This is a genomic window from Tatumella saanichensis (genome assembly GCF_000439375.1).
In the GTDB taxonomy this organism is placed as follows: Bacteria; Pseudomonadota; Gammaproteobacteria; order Enterobacterales; family Enterobacteriaceae; genus Tatumella; species Tatumella saanichensis.
This window is the reverse complement of record NZ_ATMI01000040.1, coordinates 64,462-90,102: the sequence shown is the minus strand read 5'-3', so window position 1 is coordinate 90,102 and position 25,641 is coordinate 64,462. Positions and strand designations below refer to the sequence as shown.

At 50.7% G+C, this 25,641-nt stretch carries 20 protein-coding genes; 11 read left to right on the top strand and 9 right to left on the bottom strand.

The annotated features are described in order from the left end of the window. Positions 1 to 225 precede the first annotated feature (225 nt). From frmR to copC, 6 genes are all read left to right on the top strand, one after another. Complete coding sequence (frmR, locus tag DW47_RS0111155; protein WP_029686504.1) at positions 226 to 501, top strand: formaldehyde-responsive transcriptional repressor FrmR; 276 nt, start codon at positions 226 to 228, stop codon at positions 499 to 501. Between the two features lie 33 nt (positions 502 to 534). Next, positions 535 to 1,644: an S-(hydroxymethyl)glutathione dehydrogenase/class III alcohol dehydrogenase gene (locus DW47_RS0111150; RefSeq protein ID WP_029686503.1), complete on the top strand. Its 1,110-nt coding sequence runs from the start codon at positions 535 to 537 to the stop codon at positions 1,642 to 1,644. A gap of 377 nt (positions 1,645 to 2,021) precedes the next feature. After that, the gene (locus DW47_RS0111145; RefSeq protein WP_051150912.1) at positions 2,022 to 3,425 is read left to right on the top strand and encodes a nucleobase:cation symporter-2 family protein; all 1,404 of its coding nucleotides are present in this window, start codon (positions 2,022 to 2,024) and stop codon (positions 3,423 to 3,425) included. Beyond that, positions 3,418 to 4,788, top strand: a complete 1,371-nt coding sequence (locus tag DW47_RS0111140; protein WP_029686501.1) for an 8-oxoguanine deaminase — start codon at positions 3,418 to 3,420, stop codon at positions 4,786 to 4,788. Before DW47_RS0111145 ends, DW47_RS0111140 begins: the two co-directional genes overlap by 8 nt. A 73-nt stretch (positions 4,789 to 4,861) precedes the next feature. Continuing rightward, entirely contained in the window at positions 4,862 to 6,133 is a 1,272-nt protein-coding gene (locus tag DW47_RS0111135) for a TonB-dependent receptor (protein WP_241430732.1), read from the top strand. Positions 6,134 to 6,358: 225 nt separating this feature from the next. Continuing rightward, positions 6,359 to 6,733, top strand: coding sequence for a copper homeostasis periplasmic binding protein CopC (copC, locus tag DW47_RS0111130; protein WP_051150911.1), 375 nt, complete (start codon positions 6,359 to 6,361; stop codon positions 6,731 to 6,733). Positions 6,734 to 6,805: 72 nt separating this feature from the next. Here copC and DW47_RS0111125 read toward each other — a convergent pair whose 3' ends face one another. After that, positions 6,806 to 7,513, bottom strand: a complete 708-nt coding sequence (locus DW47_RS0111125) for a PilZ domain-containing protein (RefSeq protein ID WP_029686498.1) — start codon at positions 7,511 to 7,513, stop codon at positions 6,806 to 6,808. Positions 7,514 to 8,388: 875 nt separating this feature from the next. Here DW47_RS0111125 and DW47_RS0111115 point away from each other — a divergent pair. Next, entirely contained in the window at positions 8,389 to 9,855 is a 1,467-nt protein-coding gene (locus tag DW47_RS0111115; protein WP_029686497.1) for a peptide MFS transporter, read from the top strand. A gap of 41 nt (positions 9,856 to 9,896) precedes the next feature. On the opposite strand, the gene DW47_RS0111110 is transcribed toward DW47_RS0111115, so the two are convergent. Together DW47_RS0111110 and DW47_RS0111105 are read right to left on the bottom strand one after the other, a co-directional pair. Next, on the bottom strand, positions 9,897 to 11,099 hold the full coding sequence (locus DW47_RS0111110; protein ID WP_051150910.1) for an MFS transporter: 1,203 nt from the start codon (positions 11,097 to 11,099) through the stop codon (positions 9,897 to 9,899). Positions 11,100 to 11,210: 111 nt separating this feature from the next. Then, a complete protein-coding gene (locus DW47_RS0111105) occupies positions 11,211 to 12,107 on the bottom strand; it encodes a LysR family transcriptional regulator (protein WP_029686495.1) in 897 nt (298 codons plus the stop codon). 489 nt (positions 12,108 to 12,596) lie between these two features. Here DW47_RS0111105 and DW47_RS0111100 point away from each other — a divergent pair, with 489 nt between their 5' ends. Both DW47_RS0111100 and DW47_RS0111095 read left to right on the top strand, forming a co-directional pair. Beyond that, entirely contained in the window at positions 12,597 to 13,469 is an 873-nt protein-coding gene (locus tag DW47_RS0111100) for a nucleoside-specific channel-forming protein Tsx (protein ID WP_029686494.1), read from the top strand. A gap of 227 nt (positions 13,470 to 13,696) precedes the next feature. After that, positions 13,697 to 15,103, top strand: coding sequence for an MFS transporter (locus DW47_RS0111095; RefSeq protein WP_029686493.1), 1,407 nt, complete (start codon positions 13,697 to 13,699; stop codon positions 15,101 to 15,103). A gap of 66 nt (positions 15,104 to 15,169) precedes the next feature. Here DW47_RS0111095 and DW47_RS0111090 read toward each other — a convergent pair whose 3' ends face one another. Genes DW47_RS0111090 through DW47_RS0111080 form a run of 3 tightly spaced genes read right to left on the bottom strand, consistent with a single transcriptional unit; the run spans position 15,170 to position 19,035 of the window. Next, entirely contained in the window at positions 15,170 to 16,498 is a 1,329-nt protein-coding gene (locus tag DW47_RS0111090) for a c-type cytochrome (protein WP_029686492.1), read from the bottom strand. A 12-nt stretch (positions 16,499 to 16,510) separates the two neighbouring features. After that, a complete protein-coding gene (locus tag DW47_RS0111085) occupies positions 16,511 to 18,295 on the bottom strand; it encodes a GMC family oxidoreductase (protein ID WP_029686491.1) in 1,785 nt (594 codons plus the stop codon). Positions 18,296 to 18,297: 2 nt separating this feature from the next. Continuing rightward, the gene (locus tag DW47_RS0111080) at positions 18,298 to 19,035 is read right to left on the bottom strand and encodes a gluconate 2-dehydrogenase subunit 3 family protein (RefSeq protein ID WP_029686490.1); all 738 of its coding nucleotides are present in this window, start codon (positions 19,033 to 19,035) and stop codon (positions 18,298 to 18,300) included. A 303-nt stretch (positions 19,036 to 19,338) separates the two neighbouring features. On the opposite strand from DW47_RS0111080, the gene sbmA reads away from it, so the two are divergent. Then, positions 19,339 to 20,574 carry a peptide antibiotic transporter SbmA gene (gene sbmA, locus DW47_RS0111075; protein WP_029686489.1) on the top strand — a complete coding sequence of 412 codons (1,236 nt, stop codon included), beginning with the start codon at positions 19,339 to 19,341 and terminating at the stop codon, positions 20,572 to 20,574. A gap of 155 nt (positions 20,575 to 20,729) precedes the next feature. Beyond that, positions 20,730 to 21,647, top strand: coding sequence for a ParB/Srx family N-terminal domain-containing protein (locus DW47_RS0111070; RefSeq protein ID WP_029686488.1), 918 nt, complete (start codon positions 20,730 to 20,732; stop codon positions 21,645 to 21,647). Positions 21,648 to 21,683: 36 nt separating this feature from the next. On the opposite strand, the gene yncE is transcribed toward DW47_RS0111070, so the two are convergent. The 3 genes from yncE to gltP all read right to left on the bottom strand — a co-directional run bounded on the left by yncE (position 21,684) and on the right by gltP (position 25,263). Next, positions 21,684 to 22,724: a 7-bladed beta-propeller protein YncE gene (gene yncE / locus DW47_RS0111065; RefSeq protein WP_029686487.1), complete on the bottom strand. Its 1,041-nt coding sequence runs from the start codon at positions 22,722 to 22,724 to the stop codon at positions 21,684 to 21,686. A gap of 189 nt (positions 22,725 to 22,913) precedes the next feature. After that, positions 22,914 to 23,825 (bottom strand): N-acetylmuramic acid 6-phosphate etherase, encoded by a 912-nt coding sequence (murQ, locus tag DW47_RS0111060; RefSeq protein ID WP_029686486.1) that lies wholly within the window; start codon positions 23,823 to 23,825, stop codon positions 22,914 to 22,916. A gap of 127 nt (positions 23,826 to 23,952) precedes the next feature. Beyond that, complete coding sequence (gene gltP / locus DW47_RS0111055; RefSeq protein ID WP_029686485.1) at positions 23,953 to 25,263, bottom strand: glutamate/aspartate:proton symporter GltP; 1,311 nt, start codon at positions 25,261 to 25,263, stop codon at positions 23,953 to 23,955. Positions 25,264 to 25,641 lie beyond the last annotated feature (378 nt).

Sequence of the window (25,641 nt, the reverse complement as noted above, 5' to 3'; positions counted from 1 at the left end):
GATAATTGCCCTTTGTATTAATGTTGAAAGGATAATGGCCTCAGCGATTATTTTTCTCATTAACGGTGATTTCACCAGTTTCAGCCCGACAGCAGCGTTTAGGCGCATCCCAATCGCTCCCCTTCACCCAAATCATCCAATAAGTAAAAACTATTATCGTGCCCTTCACATACTATACCCCCATATAGTATATTGAGTGCTGATATCTTACTGTGAGTCGTGATCATGCCCTCTACCCCTGAAGCCAAAAAGAAAACCCTGACCCGTGTCAGACGTATTCGGGGCCAGATTGATGCCTTAGAACGGGCTCTGGATGAAGGTTCTGAATGCCGGGCAATACTGCAACAGATTGCAGCGGTCCGCGGTGCCGTCAACGGGCTGATGGCCGAAGTACTGGAAAGCCATATCCGTGAAACCTTCGAAGAGAGTGAAGCCGATAGCCGGCAGCTTAATACTTCGGTTAACGATACCATCGAGTTGGTTCGCGCTTATCTTAAATAGCCGTTCCCGTCATTTATTACAGGAAAACAGATTATGAAATCTCGTGCAGCCGTTGCCTTTGGTCCGGGCAAACCTCTTGAAATTGTTGAAATTGATGTCGCACCACCTAAGAAAGGTGAAGTGCTGATTAAGATCACCCACAGCGGTGTCTGTCATACCGATGCCTTTACCCTTTCTGGCGATGACCCGGAAGGTCTGTTCCCGGTGGTACTCGGCCATGAAGGAGCTGGAGTGGTTGTCGAACTGGGGGAAGGTGTCACCAGCGTTGAGGTCGGCGACCATGTGATCCCGCTATACACCGCTGAATGCCGCGAGTGTGACTTCTGTAAATCCGGTAAAACTAACCTCTGTGTAGCGGTTCGTGAAACTCAAGGTAAAGGGGTTATGCCAGATGGCACCTCCCGCTTCTCCTACAATGGTGAGCCACTCTATCACTACATGGGTTGCTCAACCTTCAGCGAATATACCGTCGTTTCTGAGGTTTCGCTGGCAAAAATTAATCCTCAGTCTAATCCGGAGCACGTCTGCCTGCTAGGCTGTGGTGTCACCACCGGTATCGGTGCCGTGCATAACACCGCTAAAGTTCAGGAAGGGGATTCTGTAGCCGTCTTCGGGCTGGGCGGAATTGGTCTGGCAGTGGTTCAGGGGGCACGTCAGGCAAAAGCTGGCCGTATTTTTGCCATCGATACCAATCCAGAAAAATTTAAGCTCGCCGAACAGTTTGGTGCGACTGATTTCATCAATCCCAACGACTATGACAAGCCTATTCAGCAGGTGCTGATTGAGATGACTAAATGGGGTGTTGATCACACCTTTGAATGTATTGGTAACGTCAATGTGATGCGCGCCGCCTTGGAAAGTGCCCACCGTGGCTGGGGTCAGTCCGTGATCATCGGGGTCGCGGGTGCCGGACAGGAAATCTCTACCCGTCCGTTCCAACTGGTCACTGGGCGTGTGTGGAAAGGCTCAGCTTTCGGTGGTGTTAAAGGCCGTACCCAGTTACCGGGAATGGTTGAAGACTCAATGAAAGGCAAAATCGATCTGGCGCCATTTGTTACCCACACTATGGGCTTGGGCGATATCAACAAGGCCTTCGATCTGATGCACGAAGGTAAATCTATCCGTACCGTTATCCATTTCTAAGAGTAACGCCCTCCGTTCACGGAGGGCGTTTTCCTCTATCCCTCTCTCACACCACTCTAACGACTAGACTGCACAAAAAGCGTACAGGAAGAGCACCAAGCTTATTGTGCTGGACTGAACAGTACCGCTATCTTCTGCAACTTTCGTTGCACACCCCTGAATCACCTCGACCTATTATGGTGCATTACTGCGGTTATATGATAAAAAAAACCAAAATTATAAAAATCTGCACCGGATGTTTCAGAAAAGACATTGTGGAAATTTTCTTAACTAACCGTAAGTTAACAGACGTTCATCCCTAGCTGTTTTATGACTATCTGGAAATGGCCTGAAACTTGCTAAGAAATAAAACTTTTGTTTCTTGCGGAGCTAATCTGATGAGTGACCAGCGCGATACTGGCCTGATGTACGGTCTTAATGAAAAAATACCGACTGTTCCTGCTTTATTTACTGCTATTCAACATATGTTGGCCAGTATTGTCGGCGTCATCACCCCTCCGCTGATCATTGGCAGTACTCTCGGCCTAAATCAATATCTCCCTTACTTGATCAGTATGTCGCTATTTGCCTCTGGCCTCGGCACCTTCTTACAGGCAGGGCGTTTTTTCTCTATCGGTGCTGGAATGATCTGCCTGCAAGGCACCAGCTTTGCCTTTCTCGGAGTGATTATCTCTGGAGGTCTGCTACTCAAAGGCCAAGGCGCGGCCCCGGAGCAGATGTTGGCGATGATCTTTGGCTGCAACCTAGTGGCATCGGTGATCCCGCTATTGGTAAGCCGCTTTATCCATCTCTTTTCACGGCTGCTGACCCCGCTGGTCACTGGCACGGTGATCGTCCTGATCGGTATTAGCCTGATCAAAGTCAGTATCACTGATTGGGCGGGTGGCTTTGGTGCGGCGGATTTCGGCTCGCCCAAAAATCTGGGAATTGGTGCCCTGACTCTGATGGTGATCGTATTGATGAACTGCAGTCGCTCCCCGTGGTTACGGCTCTCCGGCATTGTGACCGGTATCATTGCAGGTAGTGTGGTGGCTTGGCTAACCGGCAGTTTTCATCCGCAATTCAGTTTCAACGGCTCTTGGCTGGCTGTGCCGATGCCTTTCCGTTTTGGTATTGGCTTTAATATGAGTGTTTTTATCCCGATTGCGCTGGTGGCCCTGATTTCGATTATCGAAACTGTCGGCGACCTGACCGCTAACTGTATGCTGTCTAAGCAGCCGGTTGAAGGTCCCGAGTTTGAACAACGTATTAGAGGCGGCATTCTTGGCGATGGCGTCAGCTGTCTGTTAGCCGCCGTGTTCTCCTCATTCCCAAATACCACCTTTGCTCAAAATAACGGTGTTATCCAAATGACTCAGGTCGCTAGCCGTTATGCCGGCTTCTGGATAGGAGGGTTATTTGTGCTGCTGGGCTTGTTGCCGGGCTTCAGCCATGCGATCGAACAACTGCCTAATCCAGTGCTGGGTGGGGCTACCTTAGTCATGTTTGGAAATGTCGTCGCCGCCGGGATCCGTATTATGACCCGTGAACCGATCGATAGCCGCGGTATGTTGATTATTGCTATTGCCTTCGGTGTTGGGCTGGGGATTGAAGCGCAGCCAGATGTGATCAAACAACTGCCCGCTTTTGCCCGTACCCTGCTGCAAAGCGCTATCACTAGTGGCGGTATACTGGCCATCCTACTGAACCTTATCCTGCCACGTTCCAGAGGTAAGAAAGCCATTCCGGTGACGGCCGCTAGCCCTGAAACCGCCGCACTGTCAGGAGAGAAGCATGTCTGAGCACCCCGTTTCTGTGACTCGACTGTGGATCAAACACCCGCTGGCCTGTTTTACCGCCACACAGGCAGATGCCCGCGGCGGCCTAGTGATAGAGGGAGGTCAAATCGCTGAAGTACTGGCAGCCGGCCAGCAGCCGTCCAGTCCCTGTGATCAGATCTTTGATGCCCGGGAACATGTGTTGCTACCGGGACTGATTAATACCCACCATCACTTTTATCAGACCCTGACCCGCGCCTGGGGACCCGTGGTCAGTGAACCACTCTTTCCCTGGCTGCAACAGCTTTATCCAGTCTGGGCACGTCTGACACCGGAAGCATTAGCACTGGCCACCGAAGTGGCGATGGCAGAGCTGTTGCTGTCCGGATGTACCACCACCAGCGATCATCACTACCTGTTTCCCCAAGGAATGGAGGAGGCAATCGATATTGAAGTCGCTGTCGTGAATCGTCTCGGCATGCGTGCCATGCTAACCCGTGGCTCGATGAGCCTCGGGCAGGCATCCGGCGGTCTGCCGCCGGAACAAACCGTGCAAGATGCAGAGACTATCCTGCAGGACAGCGAACGGTTAATCGCCCGTTACCATCAGCGCGGTGACGGTGCTCGCATCCAAATTGCGCTAGCCCCCTGCTCACCGTTCTCAGTGACCACCGAAATCATGCGTGCCAGTGCCGCGCTGGCAGAAGAACAGGACGTCAGATTACACACGCATCTAGCGGAAACCTTGGATGAAGAAACCTTCTGCCAGCAACGCTTCGGCCTAAGAACCGTTGACTATCTCGAGTCCGTCGGTTGGCTCAGCGACCGCACTTGGCTGGCCCACGGTATCCATTTCAATGAGGATGAAATCGCCCGTCTTGGTACAGCGGGAGCGGCTATCTGTCACTGTCCAGTGTCGAATATGCGGCTGGCATCCGGGATCTGTCGAACCCGCGAACTGGAGCAAGCTGGAGCAGTAATCAGCCTTGGTGTGGATGGTTCGGCCTCCAATGATGCCTCCAATATGATGTATGAAGCCCGTCAGACCCTTTACCTACAACGTTTACGTTACGGTGCCAACGAGATCACGCCGCAGCGGGTACTCGGTTGGGCAACCCTGGGCGGTGCGCGGGCTCTGGGACGGGAAGATATCGGCCAAATAGCAGTAGGCAAACAAGCAGATCTTGCCCTCTACCGGCTGGATGAACTGCGTTTCAGCGGCAGTCACGACCCACTGGCCGCCCTACTGCTCTGCGGGGCTGAGCGTGCTGACCGAGTCATGATTGGCGGTGAATGGCGGGTCACAGACGGCGACATTGCGGGACTGGATACCGAAGCATTAATGGCTCGCCACCGGCAGGCAGCCAAGAAGCTGGTAGCTTTATAAAAATCCTCGGCAGGTTGCAGAATGCAATCGCCAGATAATAAAAAATGGTTTTACTTTTTAAGGTGAATAACTTATGCACAAGACTTTTCAGCCGTCGCGTTCTCATGGTTGGCAGGGCCTGATGGGCGCGGGTTTACTGGCTGCTTCTCTGGCACCGGCACTGGCTCATGCCACCGACAATACCGCAACGGCCAATGATTTCAGCGAAATCTTCACCAAAGGTAAGGTCAGTGGCAGTGTCCGCTCTCTGTACTACTCCACCCACAATGCTTACTTCGTCGATCACTATAATCAGGATACCGTCAGCTACGGTGGCTTTCTGAAATATGAAACCGCTCCGTTTGACGGCTTTAACCTCGGGGTCAGTGGCCTATTTGTACGCGGTATTGATCACGGAAATCCAGACCAGACAGTATCTGAACTGGCTGATAACCAGACCAATATCGGTGAGGCTTGGCTGCAATGGCAGGGAGATAATTTTCGTATTACTGCCGGAAACCAGCAGTTAGATCTGCCTTTCCTTGGTAATTATGATTGGCGTATCACCCCAATGCTCTACCAAGCGGTAGATATGCAGTACGGTCAGGGAGAGGATTTCCTGCGTGCCACCAAAGTATTCCGTTACAAGCCATGGGGCAGCGATACCCAAGGCCGCTACACCATGTATGATACCCAAGAATCAACGTCCGGCATGTGGTCAGTGGGTGCTGGACACCATCTCGATGCGGGTACAGCACACCTCAAAGGGGTTGTTTGGTACCAGAGCTACAGTGATTACAGCAATATTTTCTACACCGAAGGCCATTCCCGTTGGGATAACTTCCCGATGGCTCCGGACCTTGGCCTACAATATATCCGTGGCACGGGTAATGGCAAAAACCTGGCCGGTCCGGTTAACAGCAACAGCATTGGCTGGCAGGTTTCTCTGAGCCTGCTGCCACAGTTAAGCTGGAGCCTCGGCTATGATTATCTGTCCAACAATGCCAATGGCTACCAGTATCCTCTGGTCACCCCTTATGCGCATAATGCGTCCTCGGGCCCGTACTTTGCACAGCCATTCTTCACCAGTACTCAGGATCTGGGTAATGGCAACGCCTGGGCGACTAGTCTGAATTATATTTATAATCCGCATCTGACGGTCGGTACCCGCTACAGCTGGATGGATTTGACCGTTCCGGGGGCGAGCGGCAGCCTGCGTCAGTCTGAATACTTGGTCTACGGGATTTGGAATTTTGACGGTGTGCTGAAAGGACTGAGTCTGAATGACTTCTTCGGTGTACAGACCTCACCGATGTATGCGAAGAATTTCTGGCAGAACCGCGTCACTTTACAATACGATTTTTAATTATCCTGTGGCGGATACACAGTATCCGCCCTTCTTCTACTGAAGAGTCCAACCTACCCCACAAAATCATCACGCCATCATCACAATAATTCAAAAAAAGATTACACTGCCAGCGGGTGATCGCACAGGTCCGCCCCTGATTGACTATCATATGCTTAGGCCTCTTGTGAGCAAGAACAGTAATGTATCTGCCGAGGGCGAATACACTCTTTTCAGGAACAGACAATGACCCTATTAAAAAAACTGCCGGTAATGCTGGGCCTGCTGGCCGTCACGTCACTGGTCAGTAGTCAAGCACTGGCACACGCGCACCTCAGCACCAGTGAGCCAGCTCCACATAGCGTGCTCAGCCAAGCGCCACGGTCGATAACACTGACCTTTACCGAACAGCCGGAACCGGCTTTCAGTGGTATCGACTTACGGCATGCTGACGGTAGCCCAGTACAAACCGGTAAGCTAAGCACCGCGCCGTCCACAAATACGACCCTCACTCTGCCGCTGACTACCCCGCTGGCAAAAGGCGAGTATCAGGTTAATTGGCATGTGCTTTCAGTAGACGGACATAAAACCAAAGGCAGCTACAGTTTTACGCTGCGCTAATGATAAGGATGGCGTCTCCGCCAAAGAGGCGCCAGTTTTGAGAAAACAACAGAATGCGTTCAGTAGGTTTTACTACTTTTTACGCTTAAAGTTCACTTCAAATGCGTAGGCAATTTTCTGGAAGTTACGCTGATTAATCAGAGAAAGGTTGGTAAAACGCAGAGACATACGCTGCGTATAACCTGGATATTCCGGCAGCTCAGCATCCAAGTCATTCAGTGCCATCACTTCGATATTCGCTTTAAATTCGCCGTATTCACCAAGGGATAACAGCGCTTTTTTATAGACAGCACCGACTTTGACCTTTTCAGATAAAAGCTTGGGCGTATACACACCAACGCCGCCGACGGAAAAGTCGTAAATAATAAAAGGTTGTGGTGCACTCAGCCCAGCGACAGGCAGAGTCAGTGTAAAGTTTTTCCACAGTGGCAGCGGTACCCGCAAATTAATCCGACGCTGATAGTAATTAAACTGATTACCAATATCCCCTACCCATGACAAACCTGCTGCAGTGTCCTGCTCACGCAGACCACTCAGCGTAAAAATGACTTTCGCTTCCTGACCTTCGGCACTCAATACTAATTCTTCCGGCGGGCCGAGCTGTTCAGTGATAGGTCGGAGATGGATACGGCTTGATTCAACCCGCAGCAGTTCAAAGTCAGGTCCAGCCTCAGAGCTCAGTGTGAGTTGCTGCTTTTCTTTAAGCAGGGTCCGCAGAATAGCCACCAGTTCGAAACGATCGTTTTTTATTGTTTGGGGATCAGTGTCCAACCCTGTCATATAAAATAACCCTTCTGACTAAGCGAATGCATGGTGCGTAAATTGAGTTGAGCTCATTAGGAAGGATTCAACATCGTTCCTTGGCCCGGCTCTGGCGCTGTTCCCCTCCAGCGGAACATGCATTTTACCATAGTGAACTTAACGGCCCTACAACGGCACGGATAAATTATCAATTTATCTTATTAATTTTCCATCTTGTTTCTAACTATGCTCCCCGTCCCCTTGTCACTTTCCGCCAGACTATCACTCATATCAGCATATTAAATGTTCCGCCCCCCAACAGCGACCCTTATCCGGCCTAAATAACATTAAGGGAACTACAGGAAACTACCTTATGGGATATGAGGCTATAAGACTCACCGTGGAGTATCAGGAGACGCGGATACAACAACGCGAGATCCTTCTTCATTATCCGCGACCTGTTACTGCTGCAGAAGAAGCATCAACAGTTGCCGAGAGATGGCGCGAAGGGCAAACGGCACAGCAAGCATAAAGATGCTGGTGTTGCCTACACGAAATTATAGCATTAAATAACTAAACCTTTTTCTGATAACCGATGGTGGTACCTATCAGTTATAACATTTTAATTTATAAAAACTTTTGACGTTTATTGCTGTTCATAAAAAGCTGTCTAGTCGTTTTTTTTAAGCCTACAAATGTGTATATATAAACTGTTTTTTTATTCTTAAAAAATACTACGATTAGTCATTTATTCCTCCACTATCCGCCTTATCAGCAGTAAAAATGAATTTTTAATCATATCCGGGTGTTGTCAGGGTAATCGAAAAATGGCATGTTGACGCCCCCGGAAACGCCGCTATTGGCGTGATAAAACCCGGGGTTTATATTCTAATTGTTAAAGCAAGGGGAAAGCGTTGGACGCTTCAGTCAAACTATCTAAACAAAAAAACAGCGGCTCCGCAGCTCTGTGTTTTATCCAGATCTTTTCTACACTCGGTTTTGCTGTACTGTATTCCACCTTGGTGCTGTATGCGACCAAAAAGTTAGGATTCAGTGATTCCTCCGCGAATGCCATCATGGGCCTATTCGGTGCCTTTAACTATGGTCTGCACCTGTTTGGCGGCTATCTCGGTGGCCGTTATCTGAGTAACCGTAACCTGTTTGTACTGGGGATGGTGTTACAGGTAATCGGCTGTTTCCTGATTGCCAGCGCCGGTGTGACCGGACTTTACTGGGGACTGGCCCTGTTCCTAACCGGTAGCGGACTGAATGTTACCTGCCTGAATATGATGCTGACTCAACTTTTCACTCCAGAAGATGAGCGCCGCGAGAGCGCATTCCTGTGGAACTATGCTGGGATGAACTTGGGCTTTTTCATCGGTTTTACCGTTGCAGGCTACTTCCAGCTCGATGAAAACTACAAAGCGCTGTTTATGTTCGCTACCCTCGGCAATATCATCGCGATCCTTGCGACACTGCTCTTCTGGAAACAACTGAAAGATCGCGACACTCCGCTGACTTTGGTCAGCCCTGCGGTCTTCCGTAAACGCTTTATTACCGGTGTGGTGATCCTGCTGGTACTGTTGCCGATCATCCGTGTCATGCTGAACTATGCCGCGGTCAGCAGCTACTTTGTGATTGCTATCGGTATCGCCGTTTTTATTCTGCTGTGCATCATAACCCTGAAGCACCGTATTACTGGCGAACGTTCTCGTATGGGCGCCTATCTAATCCTGATGCTGGGTTCGCTGGTGTTCTGGTCACTGTACCAGCTGGCCCCAATGGGTCTGACACTGTTTGCAGAGCACAATATTGATCTCAATGTTTATGGTTGGCAGGTTGCACCGCAGTGGATCCAAGACATCAATACCATTGTCATCGTCATTGGCGGTCCACTGATGGCAATGTTCTTTAACCGTCTGCGTGGTAAAGGTTTCCGTATTGATATTCCCTTGCAGTTTGCCGCGGCGCTGGTGTTTATCGGTCTGGGTATGTTAGTTCTGCCGCTGGGCATCTCACTGGCTGGCAGTAACGGACTGATGACCTTCAAATGGATTGTGATTAGCTACATTCTGCAGAGTATTGGCGAACTACTGATTTCCCCAATCGGCTACGCGATGATCGGTAAACTGGCACCAAGAGAACACCAGGGGCTGATGATGGGCAGTTGGATGATGGTGACCGGTGTTGCCTCGGTACTGGCGGATTACTTTTCCGGCATGATGCCTGACAACAGTAACACCACAGCAGTACTTACCAACCCGGGTTACAGTCATATCTTCAACCTGCTGGGTTGGGGCTCGGTGATCACGGCCGTGATCCTGGCGGTACTGATCCCGTTGTTACGCCGTCTGATTGCCACACCGTCAGCGGCAGCCTAATCCTTGGTAAACGACCCGGCCACGATGGCCGGGTTTTTTGATTACAATCCCTTGCGTCGCCAACGTTCATTTACCACCGCCGACAGCAACATCACCACCGCCGTAGCAATAAATACCGCTGGGATCCCCGCTCTGCCAGCGACCACGCCACCAAATAATGGCCCGCATACCTGGCCGACATATTGTGCCGAGGTCGAATACCCCAGTAACTTGCCACTATTACCGTTGTCAGCATGATGACGGATAATTGCCGTAATACAGGGCAACATTCCCCCCAACGCTAGTCCCATCAGAAAGCGTAAGCCAATCAGTTGCCAGATCGCCGTCACAAATGCCTGAGGGATCAGCAAAATACCGCACACGACCAAGCCGCTACTCAGTACCCGCCAGTGGCCAATACGATCCGCTAATGCGCCAATGCGCGGTGCCGCCAAAATACTGCCTAACGCTGTCGCTGCCATAATGATCCCAGCATACAGGGTGGCCTGCTGTAATGAGCCGGTAAAACGGGAAGCATAAAGCGTAATCACCGGTTCGACTGACATGCTGGCAAACACCAATAACATCCCCGACAACCACATGATTTTCACCGGTTGTGGGATCACGGTGACCGGCGGTGGCGCTTTGCCGGTTTTTTTCGGTTTACGCTCTTCACGTAATAAAAACAGGGTGCCAAGGAAAGCCACAAAGATAAGCGCACCGGTGAAAAAAAAGGTTTCCCGGATGCCAATAAGCCCCGGTAGGAAGCCCCCGACTAACGGCCCGGCAATATTCCCAGCCATGATCCCCGAAGAGAGTATCCCCACCGCCCAACCGGTTTTCTGTTTAGGCGTTTGTGCAGCCACCATTACCATCGATCCAGAAGCGTAACCGCCCAAGAGTCCCGCCAGCAAGCGTAATGCCACCAGCTGCCAAGGGGCCGTCGCCATCCCCATCAGTGACATGGCTATCGCCATCCCGAGGCTGGCTCGGATCAGCATTAACTTACGTCCGTATTTGTCCGCCATACGTCCCCAGATCGGCGCGGTCAGTGCGGCAGAGAAGAAGGTCGCGCCGTAGGCCAACGCAGACCATAAGGCAATGCTATCGGTGCCGTGCACCCCCATAGAGCTCAGATACAGGGGGAGAAACGGTAACAATAGACTCATTGCAATCAGAGTCGTAAACGAGCCTAACGTGCAGACCCAGAGATTACGCCGCCAGTGAATATCGCCTTCTACTGTACTCGCTGTACTGTCTGTCATTTCCGCCGCCCATAAATAAAAAGAGCCACTAGACTAGCCTGACAGTCACAGCAGAAGAAGAGCAGCTGAGATATTTACCTGCTGTAGCGGATTGTTGCAGCATTGTAATAATCAGCGGGGACGTAGCGCCTCTGTCAGCACATCGCATAATCGGCTAACTGGGGATAACGGGCTCTGCGAATTGCGCAGTAACATATAGCTCTGATATTCCGGTAATTGCCACTCCGCCAGCACCGGCCGCAGGATCCCCTGCATCAGTGACTGCTCAACCATATAGGTGGGTAGACAAGCAATCCCAGCTCCAGTACCGGCTGCCGTCAACAGTGCCATGCTGTTATTGGCACGAAAACGGCTAAATGGAGTGATCTGGACCCGTTTTTTTTCCTGACGGAAGGTCAATGCCGGTTGATGGGCAGGACCATGGAAAGTCAGCAGTGGGTGACGACTCAGGTCGTTAGGATGGCTGACCGGCGGATGGGTGGCCAGATAAGCTTCTGACGCATAAAGTCCGAAATGAATGTCCGATAACGGTCGAACGTTATTTTCTTCGGGCATCTGCGGGCGGACGACAATCGCCATATCGATATCTTCGTTGACCATGTCTGGCGTCCGATCACTGAGATCTAAGTCGACATGCACATGAATATTGTGCTTCATAAAGGGTTGTAGCAATGGGACGATCACCTGACAGCCATAGGTTACCGGCGCCACGATCCTCACCTGTCCTTCCGGCTGAACATGCATCTGGCGGATAAAATCATCCGCTGACATCAGCTGCTGCGAAATCGCCTGACAATAGTGATAATAACGCAGTCCGCATTCTGTTACCGTTACCCGTCGGGTAGTACGGTGCAGCAACTTCATTGCCAGCCGAGTTTCCAAGGCGGCAATTTCGCGACTGACGGTCGCGGTGGAAATGCCCAATAACCGAGCAGCCTGACTAAAGCTGCTTTGCTCGACAATTCGTGCAAAGATCAACATCGCCAGTAAATTTTCACCCTGCTGCATGCTGCTTCCTCTCTATTTGTCCCTAACTGGTCACCGATGTAACTGTTCTCTCTCGCTCTGCCTTAGGACTGTGATTAATTTTTTATTGAACAAGTTGCCCAGGTTAATCATATAAAAAACTTATGTTTAATCGATTAAAAATACCCCTGCTGCGCAGGATTTTTCAGTGACGGATACTGAGATCTCCTGCTCAGTTTATCTACCGTCGCCAACCCAAATTTTCCACTGAATGGATAAACCGTATTACCTTTTACTCAAAGAGTTCCTCAGCGTCGCTTTTAAAATGTGACAAAGATCACAATATTGATGATATGGACTGCAACTGTTTTTAACAACTGTGAGGATTATCGTTTTAGTGACGTATCATATCCGGCATGATCCTTGCGTACAGAAAAGTAAAGTTACGCTCTATCTGTATGGTTTGGTTCACTTTATCGGTACCTTCTCCCAGGTATAATCTTTTAGCGTTCAGCGGGCGATAAATATAAAATGAAATATAAAATAATGATGGCAGCAACACTTCTGGTAGGCTCTGTAACCGGAAGCGCGTATGCAGCAGACACTTCCCCACAGTATGTTTCTGACTGGTGGCATCAGAGCGTTAACGTTGTCGGTAGTTACCACACCCGGTTTGGGCCAAAACTGAATAACGATTTATATCTGGAATATGAAGCCTTCGCCCATAAAGACTGGTTCGATTTTTATGGCTACGTCGATGTCCCTAAATTCTTTGGCGCCGGTAACGGTAATGACACCGGTATCTGGGATAAAGGCACAGGCTCGCCGTTATTTATGGAAATTGAACCGCGCTTTTCCATTGATAAACTGACCGGTACTGACCTGTCCATCGGTCCGATTAAACAATGGTATTTTGCCAACAACTATATTTATGACATGGGGCCAAATAACGCGAACCGTCAAAATACCTGGTATATGGGTCTGGGAACCGATATTGACACCGGCACCAAACTGAATTTATCCCTGAACGTCTATGCGAAATATCAATGGCAGAACTACGGTGCCGCTAACGAGAATAGCTGGGATGGTTACCGCTTTAAGGTGAAATATATGTTACCGCTGACCACCCTGTGGGGCGGTAACCTGGCCTATATCGGCTTCACTAACTTTGACTGGGATTCTGATCTCGGCGAGAAATCCGGCCCAGTTCGTACCGGTAACTCGATTACCTCCAGTCATATTTTATCCCTGTCCTATGCACACTGGCACTACTCGCTGGTTGCTCGTTACTTCCATAACGGCGGACAATGGGCCGATGGCAGCCAACTTAACTTTGGTAATGGTGATTTCACGACTCGCAATACCGGTTGGGGGTATTACGCCGTGGTCGGTTACAGCTTCTAATTTTAGTTTTACCGCGCTGTTTATTCAGCGCGGTATTATTATCCTACGCGGTTATTAGCTGCGTCACCTCTCAGCAATAAAAAGATCCTACCCATAAACCTGAGTTAATCTCGTTTTTTTCTCTAGCTTCGTCTATTCTGCTTTTTCGTTCCCTGTTTATCCGGATAATTAAATCACTAAAACGATAAACAGTATTATCTAGACAGCATCACTGAGGTTAGTTCGTTATGTCAGTTTCAGGCCCCCCTACAGAATATTCCGCTAATTCACGCGCAGTGAAGACCACAATCGCTGGCCGCATTGATGCATTACCTTCTAGTAAAAGCTTGTGGAGTTTTATTTCGCTATTAGCCCTTGGTGGTTTCTTTGAACTCTACGATCTCTTTGAAACGGGATATATCAGTTCAGGTTTACTGAAAGAAAAGATATTTCATCTTGGCAATGAGGGTACCTTAGGGTTTTCTGATCAAGCGGCGTTTGCCTCCGCCACCTTCCTCGGGCTGTTTATCGGTGCCAGCTTGCTGGCAAAATATGCAGACCGTTTTGGCCGCCGTCTGACATTTATGTGTGCATTGGCGTGGTACGGGGTGTTTTCCCTGATCATGGCTTTTCAGAATACCGCTGAAGGGGTCATTCTCTGCCGCCTACTGGTCGGTGTTGGGCTCGGGGTCGAACTGGTGACCATCGATACTTATCTGTCTGAATGGATGCCATCCCACTTGCGTAGCCGTGCTTTTGCCTTCTCCTTTTTTATCCAGTTTCTATCGGTACCTGCCGTGGCGTTGATATCCTGGTGGCTGATCCCGCAGACGCTGCTGTCACTGGAAGGCTGGCGCTGGGTGATCATTGCCGGAGCGATCTGCTCACTGATTATCTGGACTATCCGCCGTAAACTACCGGAATCCGCCCGTTGGCTGGAGCAGCAAGGACGTCTTCAGGAAGCCCATCAGGTACTGAGTGCCATGGAAATCCGCTGCGGTATCACCCCGCCGACCTTGCAGGAAGTGACTCAGCAAACCGCAATACCCCGTCAGGGTAAATTCCGTGATATCTGGGCACCGGCATGGCGTAAACGCACCTTGATGCTGATGGTGATGAACTTCTTCCAATCGATCGGCTTCTTTGGTTTCGGCAACTGGCTACCAGCACTGCTGTCTGGTAAAGGCACGACCCTGACGCACAGTCTGCTGTATGCCTTTTTCATCACCCTGGCCTATCCGCTCGGCTCACTGATCTGCAGTCGCTACGCAGATAGGATCGAAAATAAGTGGCAGATCGTTCTGTCCTCGCTGATGACCGTCATTTTCGGCACTCTGTTTGCGCTCGTTACTCAACCATTGCTGTTGATCCTCTGCGGTTTCCTGGTCACTTACTCTAATGCCTGGCTAACGTTCAGTTATCACGCTTATCAGACGGAAATCTTCCCAACCTATATCCGTGCTCGTGCCGTCGGCTTCTGTTACTCCTTAAGCCGCCTGTCAACGGTATTCAGTAGTGTGATTATCGGCTGGATCCTAGCCTATGCTGGCAGTCAGGGGGTGATCGCCTTTATCGTGCTGAGTATGCTGATGGTGATGTTATCTGTGGGGATTTTCGGGCCAAAAACCCGTGGATTGGATCTAGAAAACATCTGATTTTGTTAAAAAATAACGGGTGGCCTCCCTGCCACCCGTTACCGACATCCTGTCTACAGCAACCGCTTACTGCTGTGGCTGCTGTTTCAGTCCTTTGATGGTATCACTTCCTGTTTTACCTTTTACCTCTGCAGATTTACGGATATCGGCAACCTGGCTAGCGGTCACAGTACCAGCAGCATTATTGCCCCAGCTGCTGCGCACAAAGTTAGCAATATCGGCCACTTTCTGGTCATTCAGACGCCAACCGAATGCGGGCATCGTGATAGCCGATGGCGCACCTTGCACCCCTGGTAACGTATCTCCAGTCAGAATGATATGGATCAGTGATGTCGGATCTTTATCCAGCACCACAGGATTTCCTTTCAGCGCTGGGAAGAAACGGGTATAGCCGTTACCGTCGGTTTTATGGCAGGCAGCACAGCTGTCAACATAAGCCCCAGCACCGGTCATGTGATCATCCCCTTTCCACAACGCCTGTGCCACCGAGTCATCTCCCTTGAATGGTGTCTGGTTCGGCTGGTTCGGGCTCAAGGTTTTCAGGTAGGCGGCAATCGCATGAATATCACTGTCGCTCATATATTGCAGACTATCCTGAACCACCTGGGTCATACCACCGAAAGCGGCTGTGTGGTCATTACGGCCATAACGTAGGAACTGTTCCAGATCCTGAGTACTCCAGCGTCCTAATCCATCCTGATTATCACCACGCAGATCAACCGCATTCCAGCCATCGATAGGTGAGCTACCGCCGGACAGGTAGGCCGTGCCGTCGCTGTTATTTAGGACGTTTTCCTGCATGGTCATCGCACGCGGAGTATGGCAGGCACCACAGTGTCCCAGCCCCTCAACCAGATACTGACCCCGGGCAACCACTGGGTCTTCACCCGCAGCTGCGACGACCGGTTTAACCTCCGGCGCAAATAGATGACGCCAGATAGCCAGTGGCCAGCGCATCGATAGCGGCCACGGGATATCGGTGGCACGATCTTTCTGAGCAACTGGCTGCACACCCTGCATAAAGTAGGCATAGAGCGCATGCATATCCGCATCACTGACCGAAGCGTAAGACGGATAAGGCATCGCCGGATACAAGGTTTCACCGTTTTTCGCGATCCCCTGACGGACAGCCTTCTGGAAGTCGTCATAACTGTAATTGCCGATACCGTCTTGCTTATCCGGCGTAATATTAGAAGAATAGATGGTACCGATTGGCGTGGTCATTGCCAGTCCGCCGGCAAAAGGTTTCCCCCCTGGGCTGGTATGACAGGCCACACAGTCCCCGGCGCGGGCCAGATATTCACCCTGCTTCACCAAATCCTGACCACTGGTGTCATCGGCAAAGGCTGAGAAGGCAACCGAGCTCAGCACCAATGCTAATAATCTCATTTTCATCGTCTGCGCCTCTTATGCCTGAACCAGTGGACCTGGGTTCTTCAGATACACCTCACGGATCGCTTTTGCTGACCAATAAGTCAACGCGGCGACCATTCCGGTAGGGTTATAGCCCAGCCCCTGTGGGAATGCTGACGCTCCGGGAACAAACACGTTTGGTACATCCCAGCTCTGCAGATAACGGTTAATGGCACTGGTTTTCGGATCCGCCCCCATGATCGCGCCGCCGTTCATGTGTGTGGTCTGGTACACCGTGGTATCAAAATGAGTACCGGGTGTTTTCGGACCGCCCATAATCACCTTAGGATTCATCGCCTTAGCAATGTTGTTCATTTTAGAGAACATAAACTGCGACATTTTGATGTCGTTTTCTTGCCAGTCGAAGGTCATACGCAGCAACGGTTGACCGTAGGCATCTTTGTAGTTCGGGTCCAGATCCAGATAGTTAACACGGTAAGACTGGTGAGCACCATGAGTATCCATGGAAACATGGTGGGTATAAGTGTCCGCCACTGCCGCTTTCCACTGGCTGCCCCAGGCTGGCGTCCCCGGAGGCGTCGGCAGACCGGAAACCGGTTTGGTTCCCGCCTGGTTTACCCACAGCGGAGATCCCCCGACGAAGCCATGAGGCGCGTGATCAAAGTTATCGGCGTTGAAATCATCGACACCTACTCCAGCACCGCCTGCTCCGATAAACGGGTTGGTGGTGGTATTCTTGTCAAACAGGGCTTTCAGGGTACCGATATTCTGGTAGGCAAAGTTACGGCCAACCACACCTTCATTGGTGATTGGGTTATAGGGCTTACCGATCCCAGAGAGTAGCATCAGATGCACATTGTGGAACTGGAAGGCAGACAGGATCACCAGATCCGCTGGCTGCACTTGTTCACGACCGCTCGCATCCAGATAGGTCACGCCAGTGGCATGCTTTTTATCATCAGTCAGATTAACACGTAGCACGTAAGAGTCATTACGTAGTTCAAATTTCGGTTCCTGACGCAGCGCCGGCAGGATATTCACATTTGGCGAAGCTTTGGAGTACATGTAGCAAGCATAGCCACTGCAGTAACCACAGAAGTTACACGGCCCCATCTGAGCGCCATAGGTATTGGTATAAGGACCAGAAGTGTTGGCTGAAGGCATATCATACGGGTGATAGCCTACTGACTCTGCCGCTGCGGCAAATAATTGTGCGGAATAAGTGCGCTGCTGGGCTTTCAGCGGGAAGTTATCTGAGCGATCCGCCGCAAACGGGTTACCGCCCTTGCCCTTACCCACCAGTTGACCTTTCACTGTCCAAGCGGTCCCGGAGGTACCGAAGACTTTTTCCGCTTTGTCGAAGAAGGGTTCCAGTTCATCGTAGCTGACGTCAAAATCCTGGATAGTCATCCCGTCAGGGATAAAGTTTTTGCCGTAACGCTCTTCATAGTGACTACGCAGACGTAATTCTGCTGGGTCGACACGGAAATGACACCCTGACCAGTGTAGACCCGCGCCTCCGGTACCGGTTCCAGGGAGAAACGCATTCAACTGACGATAAGGAACGGCGGTCTCTGAATAGGTATGACGGACTGTCACGGTACTCTTAGACAGATCCTGGAACAACTTTTTACGGACGTTGTAGGTCAGTTCATCGATAGATTGCGGATACGCCCCGTCAGGGTAAGTATCACGCTCTGGCCCTCGTTCCAGTGCGACCACATTCAAACCGGCCTCGGTCAGTTCTTTTGCCATAATGGCTCCGGCCCAGCCGAAGCCGACGATGACCGCATCTACTTTTTTTTGTTCGTTGGCCATAATTATGCTCTTTCTCCGCGAATGGATACCGGTGGCAACGGATAATGCTCACCGCGGGTCACCCAGTCCATAAAGTCCGCACGGGCACCTGGGAAGTTGATCAGTTTCCAGCCCACCAGCCCTTGATTACCACCATGGATCGGGTCACTGAAAAAACCTTCGCGAGTATTCTGTAACAGGTAAGAGAAGAACAGTGAACTCGGCAACTGGCTGAATTTTGCATCGCCGCTTTCGAAGGCTTTCAGCAAGCTAACCTGCTGCTCGGCACTCAGGTCGGCAAACACCTTCTGATGCTGCTGCTGGCTGTAAGTGTTAGCATCGGCGATCCCCAGCCGGTAAATCTGGCGTGGCACCAGCGGTAACTGATAGCCCAGGGTTTTCGGTGCATCGGGCGTAAAAGGCCCTTGCATATACCAAGTGGCACCGGTGGCATACGGAGTATTCATCTGACGATCGATATACTCTGGCACACCCGCTTCCAACGCCCCCGGCCCGCGGTCATCCGCCGGGATAAGATGGCCAACTGCCGCTTTGATAAAGGCGTATTCTTCGGCGGTGAACCAGGTCGGATCGTAGGCCCGGGGATGTTGTGGCCCATTGGTGGTATTATCTTCGGCCTGCGCGGCCGGGCTTAAGGCGAGTGAGCCAATAGCAGTACTGCCTACCGCCATTGCTGGAGCGAGTGTGATCGTTCTTAAAAGAAAATCCCTGCGCGACTGGCTATTCTTATGTTCTGACATGACATTGCCTCAGTACCACATATAATGCAGCATGAAATGTTAAACTTTAAACAAGTGTTTTTATGTTAACAGTAACCCTTACAAAACATTGTTACCGGTAACAATTAAACATAGTGTACACCTGAAACTCAGGGGCATCAGTAGATAAAAACATTCAATTACGATTTTTTTTAACATCATTCCCCGAATAGCGCTATGTAAACGGTTACATAGGGGGCCGACTGTCATCGTCAGAAACAAGAGACTACAGACAGTTAACAGACTTTCGCGCTATAACAGGACAAGACGGATAATGGAGTAGTTATGTTTAAATGTTTTTTCCCGAGACCTGGCCTCTTTTTCTCCAGTGCTGCGGTTTGGAGCCTAGTCGCCATCCTGTGCTGGTTTTTCTTCGGTGAGTCGGCGTTGTCACACCTCCCTTCATTGGCACAGGCAGCAGCAAGCCCTTTACCGAACACAGTGTTTCGCTTTATTCACCTCAGCCAGCTGTGGTTCTACCTCTATTTCTGGGTTGCCACCGCCCTTTTTGCCTTCGCTTGGCGGTTGGTCGACAACCACCCTTGGCAGCTATGGTCAGTATGGGGATCAGCGCTGATCATCTTCACGACGTGGTTTGGTGTCCAAGTAGGGGTCGCCATTAATGCTTGGTATGGCCCTTTCGGAGATTTGATCCAGAAAGCCCTGACCAAAGCAGGTTCGGTACCCATTACCGTTTTCTATCGCGAGATGATTGCCTTTCTGGGGATTGCGCTGCTGGCCGTGGTGATCAGTGTGATGAACTCATTTTTTATTAGCCACTGGGTGTTCCGCTGGCGTACGGCGATGAACAATTACTATATGACAAACTGGCAGCGTCTGCGTCAGGTTGAAGGGGCAGCACAGCGTGTGCAGGAAGATACCATGCGTTTCGCCAGCACCATTGAAAGCTGGGGTGTCAACTTTATCCAAGCCATTATGACGCTGATTGCTTTCCTGCCAGTACTGGTGGCGCTGTCTACCCACGTTAAAGATATTCCGTTCCTCGGTAATATTCCTTATGCATTGGTAATCATCGCCTTGCTGTGGTCACTGTTCGGCACCGCCTTATTGGCCCTGGTGGGGATCAAACTACCTGGACTGGAGTTCCGTAATCAGCGAGTGGAAGCCGCTTACCGTAAAGAACTGGTATACGGTGAAGACAATGCTGACCGCGCGACACCGCCAACGGTGCATGAACTGTTTAGCCGAGTGCGCTATAACTATTTCCGGTTATATTTCCATTATCTGTATTTCAATATCGTCCGTATCCTTTATCTGCAGGTCGATAATGTGTTCGGATTGTTTGTGCTGTTCCCGTCGATCGTTGCCGGAACCATTACCCTCGGGATCATGAACCAGGTCTCCAACGTGTTTGACCAAGTACGTTCTTCCTTCCAGTATTTGATCACCTCGTGGTCAACGCTGGTGGAACTGATGTCGATTTACAAACGTTTGCGCAGTTTTGAACAGATCCTGCAGGATAAGCCCCACACTGAGATGATGCACGACGCCGCAGAATAAAGGCAGCTCTGCCAGCCTGTCCTGAGGAGACGTCGGCAGACCGGTGAAATTTGACGGTCAGGTAATCTTTGCCTCCGTTAATATAACCCTCACAGAGCGGTCTGGGGGCTTTCCTACAGACCGCCTTACACACTGGCTTTACACGGAATACTGACATGTTAAAAACCGGACTTACTGTCGTCGCTGGCGGGCTGCTAAGCGCCCTCATCTCGACGAATAGCTTTGCCGAGAGTAGCACCATTAAGCAGTTACCTGTGACAGCCATTCATCCGACACAACCGGCAGTGGGCTATGGGGAAATACTGTATAAGGTCGCCCGCTATCAGGCTAACCCACACTCTTTATTTGACAGTTTCTGTGAGAATAACGGTGCCGGTAAAGTGCGGCACTTTGATGCACATTCACAGATTGCCACCCCCGCTAGTTTCAGCTGCCAAGCCGCTGATGGGACCTATCCTCAGGCAGTGAAAAGTGCGGTAATTGCTCCAGACCATCAGGTTTATCTGACTGACGGCCATCACACTATCAGTGAGTTCCGCCGTATTGCCGGCGACCATGACTTCCGTTTCAGTGTGCGTATTACCAATGATCTCAGTCAGCTGCCAAATATGGCCGCTTTCTGGCAGTGGATGGTGCAGCATAACCAGACATGGTTGAACGATCCGGCGGGTAACAGCGTACAGCCGGCCAATCTGCCGCAGCAGGTCAGCATGCAAACAATGCAGGACGATACTTACCGTTCAGTACTGTATTTCCTACGCTCGGTGGCCTATAAAAAGCCGAAGAATGCGCCACCCTTCCTTGAATTTTACCTTGGGGACTGGTTACGTCATCACCAGCCAGCCACCGCGGCGGATCTAAAAACCGAACAGGGCTATGCCGCGTATCTGGCTCGTGCCGCATCGGCATTAACGGCTGCGGATGGCAGTCAACACAGTACCTCATCGCCGACCTCACCGACGTTAGATCAACTGGGTAAAATGGCCAAAGTGAATCAACGAAAACTGGCTAAATTGAGTGTCAAAGGCGGAAAATTGGCAGTGATGTTCAGCGAAATGCCGTCATCATCTTGATGCGGATATCAGGGGGCCACTGCCCCCTGATATTCCTTACAGGCTAATACGCATCACCTGATCATCCGCAGTAGCAGGTTTATCTCGGGAGGAAGGTTGTTTCACGGTCACATAAAGGGTGTTACCGTCCGCAGACAGAGCCAGGCTGTTAGGCAGTCCCGGTGCGGTGACGGTTTGCTCAACCTTATAGCTGTTAGCGTCAATAATACTCACCGTCCCAGCTTGACGGTGGGTCACGTATAGCTGCTGGCGCTGAGGATTAAATAATACGGCCAAGGATGCCGGCACCGCAATCCGTGTCACCAGTTTGTCATTACGAGTATCGACCACCAGCACGCCCGCCTGCTTATAATTACTGATAAACAGCTTTTGCCCCGCTTGATCAAGGGTAATATTCAATAATGCGTTATCACCGGCAACGCCCAAGTTAACACGCTTTATAATTTTATCCGTACTAGTGTCTATCACCACCAGTTCCCCGTCACCGTTAGACAGGTACAAACGATGATTTTTACTATCCAGAGCCAAGCCTGTTGCAATCTTACCGGTGCCCTTAATGGTATTTAATAATTTCAGAGTATGGGCATCCAGCACCCACAGTACGCTGTCAGCCCCAACACCCGGGACGTATAAACGCCCATTGCTGCCGTCAGCAATAAGCTCACGGACCTGCAGCGGTTTAACAGTTTCACTGCGCTGACGGTCATCCAATACTTGGTACGCAAGCTGACGGCCACTGGCGGTATCTATAGCGGTTACAGCACCTTCTCGGCTATTTCCCAAGTACAGCAATCTGCCATCTGGCGACAGGGCGACACCGAACGGCTTATGTGCGTTATCCAAGGTACCTTTCACTGCCAGGGTTTGCGGATCGAGATGATAGACTACACCACCCAGCTGATCTCTGGCTCCAGAACCGGCGACCCACAGTGCATTATCTCGGGCACTGTAAGCAAGTTCGTAAAGTCCCTTACCCACCGGCTGAGCGCTAACCTTGGCTTGCTCAGCAAAACTACCTGCCGAAAAGAACGCTACACTTAACAGCAGGGAACCTAATAACGTCTGACGATTTACCATAAGCTGACTCTCTCCAGTGAGACACCGCATCGCGGCGCAAAAGTTAAATGATACTCTTTGTGATAAAGATTATCATTTACACTAAAAATAGGAAGTTTTTTATCTTGTCAGACAGGGGAGAATGAGTAGAAAGTGAGTGATTACCGACCTTTCCTGACAGGGATAGTCAGGGAAGGCCGATATAGACCGTCAGCGACTCAACGCTGCCGCCAGCGCAGGACGGATAAAGCCGTGATGCTGTTTCAACAATTCAGCCGCCTGACCAGCATCCAACTCGGCTAGCAGCATCACAATAGCGGTCTTACAGTGGCGGTTACAAGCTGCCAGCGCTTGCTGCGCCCGTTGCGGGCTGCAGTCCGTCGCCTGCATCACAATATTCTGCTGGCGTAGGATCAACTTGGCATTGGTGGCTTCCACATCTACCATCAGGTTACCGAACACCTTACCGCTGCGGATCATTGCGCCGGTAGACAGCATATTTAATACCAGTTTCTGCGCCGTCCCTGCTTTCATCCGCGACGAACCAGTGACCACTTCCGCCCCCACTACCGGTGTCAGGGCGATATCGGCCTGGGCCACCATTTCACTATCCGGATTACAGCTTAGCGCCACGGTCGTCGCACCACATTGCCGCGCAAATGCCAATGCGCCCAGTACATAAGGCGTTCTGCCACTGGCCGCAATTCCCACCACTACATCCTTGTCACTAAAACCGATAGCCTGCAGATCGTCGGCCCCCTGCTGACGGTTATCCTCAGCATTTTCGACTGCCTGCAAGATGGCTCGGTGGCCGCCGGCAATCAACCCGATCACTTGTTGTGGGTCGGTACCAAAGGTTGGCGGGCACTCACTGGCATCCAAGATCCCCAAACGTCCAGAGGTACCCGCCCCGCAATAAATCAGTCGGCCACCTTCAGCAAAGGCCGCCACAATCTTATCTACCGCTAGCGTAATTTGCGGCAGGATAGCTTGGACTGCCGGTGCCACTTTCTGGTCTTCACGGTTAATGACCGCCAGCATCTCGCCGGTGGTGAGCTGATCGATGGCATCACTGGCTGGATTACGCCCTTCAGTGAGTAAAGTATTGAGATTCAGAGTCATAACGAGATCCGCTGCTAAGTCAGTACAGACTTCATCATAAAGCAGTGAACGGCGGGGAGAAAGCAGCTTCGGGGGAGAGTAAAAGCAACCCGCTCTCCGTAGGGAGAGCGGGATAAAACAACAGTCGTTAGTTATCGGCTAACAGATGAGCTTTCATTTTCTGCTCATAGTCACGGGCTTTCGCTTTATCGAACTGCCCTTCCCAGCAGGAAATCACTAATACTGCCAAGGCATTACCCACCACATTCAACGCAGTACGAGCCATATCCATAATACGGTCAACACCGGCAATAAATGCCAAACCTTCCAGCGGGATACCGACGCTACCTAAGGTGGCCAGTAACACCACAAAAGAGACCCCAGGGACACCGGCAATGCCTTTTGAGGTCACCATTAACGTCAATACCAGCACAATCTCTTCGCTCAGTGACAAGTTGATCCCGTAGAGCTGCGCAATAAAGATAGCCGCGATACTCTGGTACAGTGTCGAACCGTCGAGGTTAAATGAGTAGCCGGTCGGTACTACGAAACTAGTGATTGATTTCGGCGCACCATAGGCTTCCATCTTCTCCATAATACGCGGCAGTACCGTTTCTGAACTAGAGGTCGAGTAAGCCAAGATCAGCTCATCTTTCAGGATGCGCATCAGGGTAACAATGCGCAGGCCACAGAAGCGCGCCACAATCCCCAGTACCACAAAGGCAAACAGCAGAATAGCCACGTAAACCAGCCCGACCAGCTTAGCAAGCGGTAACAGCGAGGCAAAACCGAAGTTCGCCAAGGTGACAGTGATCAGGGCGAATACACCGATTGGTGCATAACGCATGATCATGTGGGTCACTTTAAACATGGTTTCTGAGACTGAGCGGAACACCGTTACCAGTGGATCACGTTGTTCCGCTGGCAGTGCAGACAGACCCATGCCGAACAGTACCGAGAAGAAGATGATTGCCAGCATATCGCCGTTCACCAGCGAGGCAAAAATATTCTGCGGGATCACCGATAGAATGGTGGTGATCAGGCTGTGCGGACCGTTTTGAACCTGGGCCGTGGTCGCTTCATATTTAGAAATATCCACGGTACTCAAGGTCGACATATCGATACCAGTACCAGGATGGAATACGTTCGCCAGGGTAATACCCAGTACAATTGCGACCGTGGTGATCACCTCGAAGTAGACGATGGTTTTTACGCCAATACGCCCTAGCTTTTTCGCATCGCCGACCCCTGCGATGCCGACAATCATGGAAGACACCACAATCGGCACCACAATCATCTTAATCAGATGAATAAAGATATCCCCGGCAGGCTTTAAGATATTAACAATCAACCAGTCGCGGTTTTCCGGCTGATTATGTAATACGGCACCCGCGATAACCCCGAGGATCAAGGCGATCACTATTTGCCAGGCAAGGCTGATTTTGAAGCCTTTTTTCATTTTACGTTCCTTTGATCAGACTCCGGCCAGTGTAGGGGGAACGCCCGCACACTCTCAGACAAATACCGGATAAATGAGTGACTTATCAGCGTAACAACTGGTTACATCCTGACTAAGGGGGAGATAATTACCATTTTCGGGCCACTGAATGCAACCTTATTCCGAAATCAATAAAAAGAAGCGTTAACCTATTGGATCTTAGGGGTTCAGAGAAAAATAGCATAAGTAGTTGTTATGACTATGATTAGCCGAGCCGCACTCTGAGCCTTCCGTCATAAACCACCGGCACAATAAACATCATAAATCTTGAAGATTTGCAGTGCGATTCAGAAGAATAATCAATAGCTGTTACTTTCAGAGGCCATTTGCCACTGAGCC